General features: G+C 68.9%; 12 protein-coding genes. 6 read left to right on the top strand and 6 right to left on the bottom strand.

Features of this window, described 5'->3' with window-relative positions:
* Positions 1-85: 85 nt before the first annotated feature.
* The 4 genes from BCM27_RS22990 to BCM27_RS22975 form a co-directional block, all read right to left on the bottom strand.
* A complete protein-coding gene (locus BCM27_RS22990) occupies positions 86-286 on the bottom strand; it encodes a DUF2613 domain-containing protein (RefSeq protein WP_004023745.1) in 201 nt (66 codons plus the stop codon).
* 75 nt (positions 287-361) lie between these two features.
* Entirely contained in the window at positions 362-1,084 is a 723-nt protein-coding gene (locus BCM27_RS22985; RefSeq protein ID WP_004023744.1) for a DJ-1/PfpI family protein, read from the bottom strand.
* A gap of 40 nt (positions 1,085-1,124) precedes the next feature.
* On the bottom strand, positions 1,125-2,090 hold the full coding sequence (locus BCM27_RS22980) for a GlxA family transcriptional regulator (RefSeq protein WP_033206024.1): 966 nt from the start codon (positions 2,088-2,090) through the stop codon (positions 1,125-1,127).
* A 557-nt stretch (positions 2,091-2,647) separates the two neighbouring features.
* Positions 2,648-3,205, bottom strand: coding sequence for a universal stress protein (locus tag BCM27_RS22975; protein ID WP_004023742.1), 558 nt, complete (start codon positions 3,203-3,205; stop codon positions 2,648-2,650).
* A gap of 29 nt (positions 3,206-3,234) precedes the next feature.
* On the opposite strand from BCM27_RS22975, the gene BCM27_RS22970 reads away from it, so the two are divergent.
* Positions 3,235-4,437, top strand: a complete 1,203-nt coding sequence (locus BCM27_RS22970) for a glycoside hydrolase family 3 N-terminal domain-containing protein (protein WP_051987183.1) — start codon at positions 3,235-3,237, stop codon at positions 4,435-4,437.
* A gap of 102 nt (positions 4,438-4,539) precedes the next feature.
* Complete coding sequence (locus BCM27_RS22965; RefSeq protein ID WP_004023740.1) at positions 4,540-5,142, top strand: TetR/AcrR family transcriptional regulator; 603 nt, start codon at positions 4,540-4,542, stop codon at positions 5,140-5,142.
* 163 nt (positions 5,143-5,305) lie between these two features.
* Here the strand turns inward: BCM27_RS22965 and BCM27_RS22960 are convergent, their stop codons facing one another.
* Together BCM27_RS22960 and BCM27_RS22955 are read right to left on the bottom strand one after the other, a co-directional pair.
* Positions 5,306-6,193, bottom strand: coding sequence for a MaoC/PaaZ C-terminal domain-containing protein (locus tag BCM27_RS22960; protein ID WP_004023738.1), 888 nt, complete (start codon positions 6,191-6,193; stop codon positions 5,306-5,308).
* Complete coding sequence (locus BCM27_RS22955; RefSeq protein ID WP_004023737.1) at positions 6,193-7,557, bottom strand: 3-oxoacyl-ACP reductase; 1,365 nt, start codon at positions 7,555-7,557, stop codon at positions 6,193-6,195. Before BCM27_RS22955 ends, BCM27_RS22960 begins: the two co-directional genes overlap by 1 nt.
* Before the next feature lie 90 nt (positions 7,558-7,647).
* On the opposite strand from BCM27_RS22955, the gene BCM27_RS22950 reads away from it, so the two are divergent.
* The 4 genes from BCM27_RS22950 (at position 7,648) to BCM27_RS22935 (ending at position 12,293) form a co-directional block, all read left to right on the top strand.
* Entirely contained in the window at positions 7,648-8,976 is a 1,329-nt protein-coding gene (locus BCM27_RS22950) for an acetyl-CoA C-acetyltransferase (RefSeq protein WP_004023736.1), read from the top strand.
* Positions 8,977-9,281: 305 nt separating this feature from the next.
* Positions 9,282-10,979, top strand: a complete 1,698-nt coding sequence (locus tag BCM27_RS22945; RefSeq protein ID WP_239450631.1) for a VanW family protein — start codon at positions 9,282-9,284, stop codon at positions 10,977-10,979.
* 79 nt (positions 10,980-11,058) lie between these two features.
* The gene (locus tag BCM27_RS22940) at positions 11,059-11,838 is read left to right on the top strand and encodes an SDR family NAD(P)-dependent oxidoreductase (RefSeq protein ID WP_004023734.1); all 780 of its coding nucleotides are present in this window, start codon (positions 11,059-11,061) and stop codon (positions 11,836-11,838) included.
* Positions 11,839-11,846: 8 nt separating this feature from the next.
* On the top strand, positions 11,847-12,293 hold the full coding sequence (locus tag BCM27_RS22935) for a hypothetical protein (RefSeq protein ID WP_004023732.1): 447 nt from the start codon (positions 11,847-11,849) through the stop codon (positions 12,291-12,293).
* The last annotated feature ends 67 nt before the right edge of the window (positions 12,294-12,360 follow it).

Here is a 12,360-nt window from a genome sequence, read left to right as displayed (position 1 = left end):
GGACTGATCCGGTGGCGAAGGCGGGGTACTCAGTTGCTGCTGCTGTCGATCAGGGGACGCCGGGACCGGCGGCGTCGTGGACGGGTCAGTTGGTCTCGCCGGCTCCGCCGCGCGAACCGTAGTCCACCGAGCCCTGGACGAATCCGTTGTTCGGGCTGATGTTGTTCAGGTCGGTGGACGGGCTGTTCTCGGAGGCCAGGAATCCGCCGAGGAACACCGCGCCGAGTCCCACCAGGATGCCGGCGACCCCGGCGACGGCTCCGGCGACAAGGCGGTTGTTGGTCATGGCGATGAAACTACCATCGCCGAAGTCCGATTCCGGGTGACACCCGCTGACACCAGCGGATCGACCCGGCCGCGGTCATCGACGCGACCGCACTTTCGTCAGGGTGCGATCCCAGAGCAGGCGCGCACTCGTCTTCAGCAGTTCGGGCTTGTCGACGTCGCGGCTGAGCAGCATCGTCGACGAGGCGATCGTGCCGGCCGACGCCTTGGAGCGGTGCCCGGAGTCCAGGTGCGGTTGCGGGTCGTATTCGATGACCAACTGGATCGCCTCGGCGCGTGCGCGCCCGGCGATCTGCTCGGCCAGCCACAGCGCGAGATCGATCCCGGCGGACACGCCGGCGGCGGTGACGAGGTCGCCGTCGGGCAGCGCACGCACGACGCGTTCGTCGGCGACAGCCTTCGCACCGTGCAGGCTCAACCCGGCCATCGACGACCAGTGCGTGGTGGCCGGCTTCCCGTCGAGCAGACCCGCCGCGGCCAGGACGATCGACCCGGTGCACACCGACGTCGTCCACTGCGTGCCCGGCCGGACCGCGCGCAGCCAGTCGAGGACCTTCTCGTCCTGCGACGCGGCCAGGAATCCGGGCCCGCCCGGCACCAGGACGACGTCCGGCGACGGTGTCTCGTCGAACGAATGCGTGGCACCGACGACGAGCACGCCCGAATCGGCGACAATCGGCCCCGGTTCGTGCCAGACGAATCTGACCTCCGCGTCGGGCAGGGCGCGCAGCACCTCGTAGGGACCGATGAAGTCGAGGGCGGTGAACTGCGGGTAGAGGACGATCGCGATCTGGGTCATGAGGGCCTTTCGATTGTCGGGATGTCTCGTTCTGTCTCGTTCAACGGAAGGTGCGGCGGTACGCCTCGGGCGGTACACCGAGGCGGCGGACGAAGGTGCGGCGCATCGTCTCGGCCGATCCGAACCCGCATCGGCCGGCGATCACCGGCATCGTGTCGTCGCTCTGCGTGAGCGCGCGACGGGCGGCGTCGGTCCGGACCCGCTCGACGTAGGTACCCGGCGCCTCACCGGTCTCGTCGGTGAAGACGCGAGAGAAGTGGCGCGGACTCATCGACGCGTCCCGGGCCAGGTCGTCGACGCGGTGTGGCCGGGCCGGCTCGGCCTCGATGCGTTCCTGGATCTCCCGGATCGCGGTGCGACGGGCCCGCGGCATCCACACCGGCGGGGCGAACTGGCTCTGGCCGCCCGGCCGGCGCATGTAGAGGACGAGCCATCGCGCGACGAGCTGCGCGAGTTCGGTGCCGTGGTCCTCTTCGATCAGGGCCAGGGAGAGGTCGATCCCGGCGGTGACGCCCGCAGAACTCCACACCCGATCGCTGCCGCGTACGAACAGGGCCTCGGCATCGACCTGGACCGACGGATAACGCTCGGCAAGGAGTCCGGCGACGGCCCAGTGGGTGGTCGCGCGCTTGCCGTCGAGGAGCCCGGCCTCGGCCGCGAGGAATGCGCCGTTGCACACGCTGACGACCCGTCGTGCGCGGTGCGCCGCCCGCCGGATCCAGTCGATGAGTTCGGGATCGCGCGCGGCGTCGTGGACGCCGGTGCCGCCGGGCAGGATCAGGATGTCGAGCGGATCGGCCGGATCGGGCAGCGTGTGCGCGACGAACTCCAGGCCGACGCCGGTGCCCACCGACAAGCCCGACTTCGACACCAGGCGGAGGTCGTAGGTCACCGCCGAACCCTGATCGACGAGCGCGATCGACGCGGTGGTGAACACGTCCGCCGGACCCGTCACGTCCAGGGCCTGCACCCCGGGAAAACCGAGGATCACCACCGATCGACTCATGAACACATCGTTTCCGACCCGCTGCGTGGCGTCCAGGCCATGCATCCCACAGATCAGGACACGTTACGGCCGGTTGAGCCGTGTCGAAGCCACCCCTCCGCTGGTGAGCCGGCTCCGAGCGCAGGAGGGGAGGTGACCCTCCCTCCGCTGGTTGAGCCGGCTCCGAGCGCAGCAGGGGAGGTGACCCTCCGCTGGTTGAGCCGGCTCCGAGTGAAGCGAGGCGCCGTGTCGAAGCCACTTGGTGACCTCGACGGGCGCGGCGGCCTCGCTTCGCTCGGTCGTCGCTGCTCGGCCAGCGGGGGGTGGGCGGCGGCCTCGCCTGTCGTTGGGCCTCCACGGCTGGTTGAGCCAGCTCCGAGCGCAGAAGGGGAGGTGACCCTCCGCTGGTTGAGCCGGCTCCGAGCGCAGCGAGGCGCCGTGTCGAAGCCACCTGGTGACCTCGACAAGCTCGGCCGGCGGGTGGGGGACGCTCAGTCGGCGGGTGGGGGACGCTCGGCCGGCGGGTGGGGCACGCTCAGTCGGCGGGTGGGGGTCGCTGCTCGGCCGGCAGAGGGCCCCTACAGCGTGACCTGAGGCTCCTTCTCGCACTGCGCGGGAACGATGAACACCGGACGGTGGCAGTGTTTGAGGACCCGCTCCGCCACGCTGGAGCGCAGCAGCGCCTTGAGTCCCGACGCCCCGCGCGTGCCGGTGACGAGGAGGTCGACGTCGAGCGCCTCGGCCGCGGCGACGAGCGCGCCCCACACCGTCGACTCCACTTCGACGAGCGACCCACGAGCGGTCAGCCCACATTCGGCCGCGAGGGTCACGCCGCGCTCGTTGATCGCGGCGGCCTCGTCCTCGAGAGCTTGGTCGACGCCGGCGTCGAGCTGGGTGTCGATGAACGGCTGCATCCCGCCGGCAAGGGTGGACATTCGCGCCGGCGTCATGCCACCGGGTTGCCAGGCGGTGACGACCACCGCGGATTGCGCACGGAGGAAGTGTCCGGCGTAACGAATGGCGCGGTCGGCATTCGGCGAGCCGTCGTAGGCGATCATCAGAGTTTGCCCGGCACGGGTACCGCCGCTACCGCTCCCGGCGGTGGCGGACCCGGACGAAACGGACCCCACGTCCATTGGCTCAGACTACATGCCAGACTCGGGGAATGGGCCCAACTCGCAGACCCCGATGGAACCGGAACACGCTGACCGCGGTAACCGTCACGGTTCTGTGCGTCGCGCTCGCGGCCTGCACCGGTTCGACGACGGACTCGCCGCCGCCGACGCCCTCGTATTCGGTGACCGCCGAGGCGCCGCTGTCGTCGTCCCCGGCGCCGACCACCACACCGGTCGCGAACTCCTGCGGCGCAACCGAACTCGCGAAGCTGTCGGTGCGTCAGAAGCTGGCGCAGCTCATCGTGGTCGGCGTGACCGGGGCGGCCGACGCGCAGCAGATCGTCGAGAACGAGGAGATCGGCGGCATCTTCGTCGGGAGCTGGACCGACAAGTCGATCCTGACGAGTGGTGCGGCAGCACGGATTTCGCAGAATTCGTCGATTCCGTTGATGGTCACCGTCGACCACGAGGGCGGCCGGGTGTCGCGACTGTCCGCGCTCGGCATCGACAACGCCTCGCCGCGTGAGCTGGCGCAGACCAAGACGCCCGAGCAGGTGCGCGCGATCGCGGCCGACGTGGGCCGCAAGCTCAAGCGTCTCGGGGTCACCGTCGACTTCGCCCCCGTCGCCGACGTGAGCGAAGAATCGGACGACGAAGTGATCGGCGACCGGTCCTTCAGCAACGACCCGGCGGTCGTGACCGAGTATGCGGGTGCGTACGCCGCGGGGTTGGCCGACGCGGGAATCACGCCGGTGTACAAGCATTTTCCGGGGCACGGCCACGGCTCCGGTGACTCGCATCTGGGTGTCGTGACGGTCCCGTCGCTGGCGGAACTCCAGGACAGCGACCTCGTGCCGTTCCGGACCCTGCTGCGCGACCCGGGGACCGCAGGCGCGATGGTCGGGCATCTGATCGTCCCGGGCCTGACGAAGGGGCTGCCCGCCAGCATCAGCCGGCCCGCGATCCAGATGCTGCGCACCGGCGTCGGTTACGACGGGCCGCGGTTCGACGGCGTGATCTACTCCGACGACCTGTCGGGAATGGCGGCGATCAGCGCGCAGTACCCCATCGAGCAGGCGGTCGAGAAGTTCATTCTCGCGGGCGGCGACGTCGCGTTGTGGCTCTCCACCGACCGTGTCGCCTCCGTGCTCGACAATCTCGAGCGCGCGGTCTCGGCCGGTCGCCTCGCGCCCGCCCGCCTGGATGACAAGGTCGTGCGCATCCTGCGGTCCAAGGGTGTGGTGAACTGTTGAACCGCCGAGACCGCTGCGCCCCGTGAATGGGGTTTCACCTTACCGATTGGTAAGTTGTTATATCGTCGGTCGGAGCAGTTTGTCGTGAACGGAGGTGGGGTCATGTCGGGCGGAACGAAGCGCCTGCCACGCGCGGTGCGTGAGCAGCAGATGCTCGATGCCGCCGTCAAGGTGTTCTCGGAGAATGGCTTTCGTGAGACCTCGATGGACGCGATCGCCTCCGAGGCGCAGATCTCCAAGCCGATGCTGTACCTGTACTACGGCTCCAAGGACGAACTGTTCAGCGCGTGTATCGCCCGTGAGTCGGGCCTGTTCATCGACGCGATGAGCGTCGGCTTCGATCCCTCGCTCTCGCAGCGCGAGCAGGCGGTCACGGTGATCCGCGAGTTCCTCCGGTTCGTCCACGAACACCGGCAGTCCTGGCGGGTGCTGTACCGCGTCGCCATCGGCACGGCCGGTTTCGCCGGCATCGTCTCCGAGAGCCGCCAGCGGGTCACCGAGATGGTCGCCCAGCTGATCAAGGCGGGCACCACGGTCGAAGGTGCCAGCGACATCGACTTCGAACTCACCGCCGTCTCGATCGTCGGCGCCGCCGAGGCGGTCGCCGACCGCATCACCGAAGGAGACGTCGACCTCGAGAAGGCCACCAACCTCCTCGTCGGCATCACCTGGCGCGGCCTGAAGGGTGTCGGTACCGACTCCTGAGCCGGCCCACCCATAGCTCCTGCGTGGTGGCCACCCTGGCGCTCCCTGTGGTGAGCCGAAAATCAGTGCAACGCAAACGCTCCCGCGGCCCCGCTTCCCCTCCGCTGATTGGATCCAATAGCGGGACGGAAACGAGACCGCGGGAACGGAATGCGAAAGTCCCTCAGCCCTCCCGCGTCGTCGCGGTGAGGTGGGGGAATCCCTTGCGACGGTCGCGGATCGAGATGTCGAAGTTGCCCTTGCCGTCGATGCGGCGGGTGTAGAGGTTCACCTTGGCCGGCAACAGGATCGGCTTGCCGAACCGCACGTCGTAGGTCACGGCGTCGGGCAGCTGCGCCTCGACGTTCGCGATGGCCGCTGCAGCACTCCACATCCCATGGGCGATCGCCCTGGGGAACCCGAAGGCCTTGGCGGGCAGGTTGCCCATGTGGATCGGGTTGCGGTCGCCCGAGGCGGCCGCGTACTCACGGATCCGCTTGAGGTCGACGGCGAGGATGGCGTCCGGCGGCGGCGGGGTCTTCGACTTCGGTTCGGGACCACGGGGTTCGTCGGACAGGCTGGTGCGCTGCTGCTTCAGGAAGGTCGCCGTCTGCGTGGTGACGAGTTCCGATCCGACGCTGATCTCGCTGACGACGTCGATCAGGATGCCCTTGCGGTGCTCCCGGAGATTCTGCGCGTGCGTGACGATGTCGAGCGGTTCGCCGGCCGCGATGGGCCGCTTGCGCTCGATCGTGTTCGTCATGTGCACCGAACCGACGGCGCCGAACGGGAATTCGTCGGACGTCATCAGCTTCATGGTCACCGGAAACTGCAGCACGAACGGGTACGTCAGCGGCAGGGTGTCGCCGAAACGTTGCCCCGTCGCGTGGCAATACGCCTGCAGCGCAGCCGAGTCCACCCGTATGCCCTCGAGCCGGTAGCGCGTCTCGGGCGCGGTCGCGTCGGCGGGGACACGCGGCGGCTTGCCGATGCCGGGTAGCAGCGCGGTGACCGCCTTGCCGTACAGCTCACCGGTGCCGGGAGCGGCCGGGAGTGTGATCGTCTTCGGCATCAGGCCCCCAGGAATCCCTGGCCGCAGACGCGGACCACGTTGCCGGTGATGGCATTGCTCGCCGGGTTGGCGAAGTAGGCCACGGTCTCGGCGACGTCGACGGTCTGGCCGCCCTGCTGCAGCGAGCTCATCAGGCGTCCGGCCTCGCGGGTCGCGAGCGGGATGGCCGCGGTCATCTTGGTCTCGATGAAGCCGGGTGCGACCGCGTTGATGGTGATGCCCTTCTCGGCCAGGATCGGCGCGTAGGCGTCGACCAGCCCGATGACGCCGGCCTTCGAGGCGCCGTAGTTGGTCTGGCCGCGGTTGCCCGCGATGCCGGCGATCGACGACACGTCGACGACGGCGCCGCCTTCGCGCAGCGCGCCCTTCTCCAGCAGCGTCTCGACGAGGGTCTGCGGGGCGATGAGGTTGACCGCGATCACCGCGTCCCAGCGGGAGTCGTCCATGTTGGCGAGCAACTTGTCGCGGGTGATGCCGGCGTTGTTGACGATGATGTCGATGCCGCCGTGGCGCTCGAGAGCGTGCTCGGCGAGCTTGGCGCCGGCGTCGGCCGCGGTGACGTCGAGCGGGAAGGCGGTGCCGCCGACCTTGTTCGCGGTCTCCGACAGCGCGTCGCCGGCCTGCGGGACGTCGGCGGCGATCACGTGGGCGCCGTCGCGGGACAGGACCTCGGCGATCGTCGCGCCGATGCCGCGTGCGGCGCCGGTGACGACGGCGACCTTGCCCTCGAGCGGGCGGTCCCAGTTCTTCGGTGCGGTCGCGTCGGCGCCGCCGACCCGGATGACCTGGGCATCGACGAAGGCCGACTTCGCCGACAGCACGAAGCGCACGGTCGATTCGAGGCCCGTCAGACCGGTCTTGGCGTCGGGGGAGACGTAGACGAGCTGAACGGTGGAGCCCTTCAGGAGCTCCTTGCCCAGCGAGCGGGTGAAGCCCTCGAGAGCGCGCTGCGCGACGCGCTCGGACGGGTCGGTGACCAGTTCCGGCGTGGTGCCGATGACCAGGAAACGTGCGCACGGGGCGGTCGACCGCATCGCGGGCTGGAAGAACTCGAACAGCTGACGCAGCTCACCGGGGGAGGTGATGCCCGTCGCGTCGAAGACCAGACCACCGAACTTGTCGGCGCTGCGGCCGGTCGTGGCGTTCTGGATGAGGTCGTAGTCCTCGGTCGAGAGCATCTCGCGAAGCGGTTCGACGAGGCGGCCGGAGCCGCCGAGCAGCACCGGACCGGGCAGCGGCGGCTCGGACGCCTTGTAGCGCCGCAGCGGCGGCGGGACGGGCAGTCCGGCCTGTTTGGCGATGAAAGCACCGGGCGCGGAATGGACGAAGCTCGAGTACAGGCCAGTGTTTCCGTTGGCGGCCACGTTGATCTCCTCTGACTGTCGTTCGACAACGAACTTACTGATGAGTAAGAATACGCTATAGACACCGCACCCGACCCTTGGGAGATCGACGTGGCCGAACAGTCCAACCCCACCGACAACAAGTCCACCGACAAGCGCGGGACCCGCACCGACCGTCCCGTCGCGATCCTCGGCGGTAACCGCATCCCGTTCGCCCGTCAGGACAAGGCGTACGCGAAGGTCAGCAACCAGGAGATGTTCACCGCCGCACTCGACGGTCTCGTGAGCCGCTTCAGCCTGCAGGGCGAGCAGCTCGGCATGGTGGCCGGTGGCGCGGTCCTCAAACACGCGCGTGATTTCAATCTCATCCGGGAGTCGGTGCTCGGTTCGGCCCTGTCGCCGTACACACCCGCCTTCGACATCCAGCAGGCGTGCGGCACCGGACTGCAGGCCATCACGACGGTCGCCGACGGCATTGCCCGCGGTCGCTACGACGCCGCGATCGGGGGCGGCGTCGACACCACCTCGGACGCGCCGATCGCGGTCGGTGAGGGCCTGCGTCGTCAGCTGCTCGAGGTCAACCGGGCCCGCAGCACCAAAGATCAGCTCCTCGGCGCGGCGAAGTTGTTGACCAAGCTCGGTATCGAGATCCCGCGCAACGGCGAGCCCCGCTCCGGCATGTCGATGGGCGAGCACGCCGCCGTCACGGCCAAGGAGTTCGGCATCAAGCGCGCCGATCAGGACGAGCTCGCCGCGCGCAGCCACCAGAACATGGCCGCCGCGTACGACTCCGGCTTCTTCGACGACCTGATCACCCCGTTCCTGGGCCTGACCCGCGACCAGAACCTGCGCGGCGACTCCACCGCGGAGAAGCTCGCCAAGCTGAAGCCGGTCTTCGGTGTCTCCCTGGGCGACGCGACCATGACCGCGGGCAACTCGACGCCGCTGACCGACGGCGCATCGACCGTGCTGCTGGCCAGTGACGAGTGGGCCGCCGATCGCGGACTGCCGGTCCTGGCGTACTTCGTGGACAGCGAGACCGCCGCGGTCGATTACGTCAACGGTCCGGACGGGTTGCTGATGGCCCCGACCTACGCGGTGCCGCGCCTGCTCGCCCGCAACGGGCTCACGCTGCAGGACTTCGATTTCTACGAGATCCACGAGGCCTTCGCGTCGGTGGTCCTCGCCACCCTGCAGGCCTGGGAGTCCGAGGAGTACTGCAAGGAGCGCCTCGGCCTGGACTCCGCGCTGGGGTCGATCGATCGCAGCAAGCTCAACGTCCATGGTTCGTCGCTGGCCGCGGGCCACCCGTTCGCCGCCACCGGCGGCCGGATCGTCGCGCAGGCGGCCAAGCAGATCAAGGAGAACGGCGGCGGTCGTGCGTTGATCTCCATCTGTGCCGCCGGCGGGCAGGGCGTCACCGCGATCATCGAGGGCTGATCGGGACGGGGTCGCATCGAACGCGATGAGCCCGGAATCCCGACAGGTGGGACGGATCGGCGACTGATCGGCCGATCCGTCTCACTTTCGTGGGACGAATGGGGGTACTTCGTCACATATTCGACAGAATCGGCCGTCCGGGGATGCCTCTGGCCGAAAAGTAGCGTAAATATGTCTATAGCTCCGGCTGCGCTGTCAGACCCCCGACCCGACAGCTCGGCCGGAGCGCCTACTTTTTCCGACCGTAGTTCTGCGGCCACCACCTGATCGGCCCAGTCGTCAGTCCGGCCCAGGTGCCAGCCACGATGGATGGAGTTGTGACCCCAGGCTCTCGCCGAGCACGATCCGCGCTACGCGCTGTGCTCGCCGTCGTCGCCGTGATCACCCTCGTCCTCGCCGTCGACCTCGTGGCGACCCACTCCGACTCCGCGCGCAACGCCGTCGTCGGCGGGATCGACGCGGGCGGCCGCGACTCCGCCGAACTGGACCCCGTCCTCGACGAGCTGACGGCCCGGTCAGAGCGGCCCGTCGTGCTTCGGACGCCGGAGGGTTCGGCCGAGGTCGCACCCGCCGACCTCGGACTCGCCTTCGACGCCGACGCCACGCGTGCCCGCCTGCTCGAGCAGCCGCGCAACCCGCTCGTGCGTCTGGCTGCGCTGTTCGGCCGTGACGCCGACATCGAACCGGTCGTCACCCTGGATCGAACCGCGATGAACGCCGCGCTCGACGCCCGGCGCACATCTCTCGAGAAGGCCGCCGTCGAAGGCGGCGTGCACTACGACGGCACCGAACCGGTCGGGGATCAACCCGCCGCGGGCGAACGCATCGCCCGGGACGCGGCGGCCGCCACCCTCATCGACCGCTGGCTCGACGGTGCGCCCGTCGACCTGCCCATGGAGCCTTTCTCGCCGACCGTCACCGCCGAGGTCGTCGCCGCTACCGTCGCCGGGCCGGCCGAACGTGTGACGTCGGCTCCCGTGCGGCTTGTCGACCGGCGGAAACGGACGGTCGAGGTCCCCGCGGGCGACCTGGCGTCGATGCTGACCTTCGGCCCCGACGGGCGCGGCGGGCTCAGTCCCCGGGCCGACGAGAAGGTGGGCCGCGCGATCCTCGCCCCCGACCTCGACGCCTCCCAACGGGCCCCGGTCAATGCGAGGTTCAGCCTCGCGTCCGGCCGTCCGGTGGTGGTGCCCGGGGTCGACGGCGCCTCGATCAACTGGCCGAAGACCCTCGCCGCCGTCGCGACGAGTGCGGCGGCCGACGGTGGCAACCGCACGGTCGAGGTCGTCTACGACGAGGTGGAGCCGAAGCTCACGACCGACGCCGCCCGCAAGCTCGGGGTCACGGAACTGATCAGCGAGTACACCACGGGCGGGTTCTCGAGTGCGTCCGGCGAGAACATCCGGCTCGTCGCCGCGGAGGTCGACGGAGCGCTCGTGCTGCCCGGAAAGGTGTTCTCGCTCAACGGACACACCGGCCCGCGCGGTTCGGAACAGGGCTACGTCGAGTCGACGATCATCGACCACGGACGGGCGTCGAACGCGGTCGGCGGCGGCATCTCCCAGTTCGCGACGACGCTGTACAACGCGGCGTACTTCGCCGGGCTCGAAGATGTCGACCACACCGAGCACGCGTACTACATCTCGCGGTACCCCGAGGCGCGGGAGGCGACGGTCTTCGAGGGCGCCATCGATCTGAAGTTCCGGAACAACACGCGGCACGGTGTCCTGATCGAGACGAGCTGGTCGCCGTCGTCGGTGACCGTGCGGCTGTGGGGCACCAAGGCATTCGAGGTGGAGTCGGTGACCGGCGAACGGTTCGCGACCACCGATCCGCAGCGGGTTCGCGTCCCCCGCGGGGACGACTGCATCCCCAGTAGTGGGAGCAAGGGTTTCACGACGTCGGACACGCGCATCATCAAGGACGCACGGACCGGCCGGGAGATCGACCGATCGACCCGCACCGTCCGCTATGCGCCCGAGCCGATCGTGAAGTGCGTCTGACCCGACGGCGTGATCTCGATGCGGGGTGTTTCGCGGAGGGGCTTTACCGAGCGATAGAACGCTCGATAGGCTCCGGGTCGTGGATATCAATGGAGCTAGTGCAATCGTCACAGGTGGCGCGTCGGGTATCGGCGCAGCTGCGGCTCGCCAGCTGGCGGCCAAGGGTGCGAAGGTCATCGTCGCCGACCTCAACGCGGACAAGGGCGAGGAACTCGCCAAGGAGATCGGCGGGCAGTTCGTCGCCGTCGACGTGACCTCGACCGAACAGATCGAAGCCGCCGTCAACGCGGCCACCGAACTCGGCCCGCTGCGCGCGCTGGTCAACTCGGCCGGCATCGGCTGGGCCCAGCGCACCATCGGCCGCGACGGCGAGTTCGGCTCGGCGCACAACCTGGACGCGTACAAGAAGGTCATCGCGATCAACCTGATCGGCACCTTCGACTGCATCCGTCTCGCCGCCACCGCGATGAGCCGCAACGAGCCGCTCGACGCCCACGGTGAGCGCGGTGCGATCGTCAACATGGCCAGTGTTGCTGCCTTCGACGGCCAGATCGGCCAGGCCTCGTACTCGTCGTCCAAGGGCGGCGTCGTCGGCATGACCCTCCCGGTCGCGCGCGACCTGGCGGCGGTCGGCATCCGCGTCAACACCATCGCCCCCGGTCTGATCGACACCCCGATCTACGGTGAGGGCGAATCGGCCGAGGCGTTCAAGGCCAAGCTCGGCGAGTCGGTCCTGTTCCCGCACCGCCTGGGTGCACCGGACGAGCTCGCCTCGATGGTCGTCGAACTCGTCACCAACAGCTACATGAACGCCGAGGTCATCCGCGTCGACGGCGGCATCCGGATGCCACCGAAGTAGACCGCGAGATGATCGACGCCCGCCGGAGCGCGGGCGTGGCTCTGATCGGAGCCGTTGCGGCCGTGTCGATCATGTCCGCATGTGCCACCGAGACCTCGGGGACCGCCGTTCCCGAGGTCTCGCCGATCGCGGTCACGACCAGCGAAACCCCGACGACGACTACGACTACGACCACGGGAAGGACGACGGCTCCCTCCACGGCGAGCGCGTCGCCCCGGTCTCGGGTCGCGGTTCCGCCGCAGTCGGGCGCAGCAACCGATCCGGACGAGATGACCTGCGGTACTTATCTGTCGCTCACCGATTCCGAGCAGATCGCCACCGTCAACGAGTTCGCGGACCGCCATGGCAAGGAGCTGGTCAAGAGCAATCCCAACAGCTACCTGCTGGTCCGCGCCTTCTGCGTGGGTGACCCCGACACGCTTCTCCAGGACAACCTGCTCTTGCAGGGCAGCTGACCGACATTCGCGAGGACGACCCTCGTCGAGCACACGCACCGTCGATCATCCGGCGGTGCGTTTCTCG

The sequence above is a fragment of the Gordonia terrae genome (assembly GCF_001698225.1).
Lineage (GTDB): Bacteria > Actinomycetota > Actinomycetes > Mycobacteriales > Mycobacteriaceae > Gordonia > Gordonia terrae.
Note: the sequence above shows the minus strand (reverse complement) of the source record. Positions and strands in the feature narration are given on the sequence as shown.

Excerpts from the sequence above, each read along its gene's own strand:
- BCM27_RS22960 (WP_004023738.1), bottom strand. The coding sequence starts at position 6,193 with ATGCCGAAGACGATCACACTCCCGGCCGCTCCCGGCACCGGTGAGCTG.
- BCM27_RS22945 (WP_239450631.1), top strand. The coding sequence starts at position 9,282 with ATGGATGGAGTTGTGACCCCAGGCTCTCGCCGAGCACGATCCGCGCTA.
- BCM27_RS22990 (WP_004023745.1), bottom strand. The coding sequence starts at position 286 with ATGACCAACAACCGCCTTGTCGCCGGAGCCGTCGCCGGGGTCGCCGGC.
- BCM27_RS22975 (WP_004023742.1), bottom strand. The coding sequence starts at position 3,205 with ATGGACGTGGGGTCCGTTTCGTCCGGGTCCGCCACCGCCGGGAGCGGT.
- BCM27_RS22935 (WP_004023732.1), top strand. The coding sequence starts at position 11,847 with ATGATCGACGCCCGCCGGAGCGCGGGCGTGGCTCTGATCGGAGCCGTT.
- BCM27_RS22965 (WP_004023740.1), top strand. The coding sequence starts at position 4,540 with ATGTCGGGCGGAACGAAGCGCCTGCCACGCGCGGTGCGTGAGCAGCAG.
- BCM27_RS22985 (WP_004023744.1), bottom strand. The coding sequence starts at position 1,084 with ATGACCCAGATCGCGATCGTCCTCTACCCGCAGTTCACCGCCCTCGAC.
- BCM27_RS22980 (WP_033206024.1), bottom strand. The coding sequence starts at position 2,090 with ATGAGTCGATCGGTGGTGATCCTCGGTTTTCCCGGGGTGCAGGCCCTG.
- BCM27_RS22970 (WP_051987183.1), top strand. The coding sequence starts at position 3,235 with ATGGGCCCAACTCGCAGACCCCGATGGAACCGGAACACGCTGACCGCG.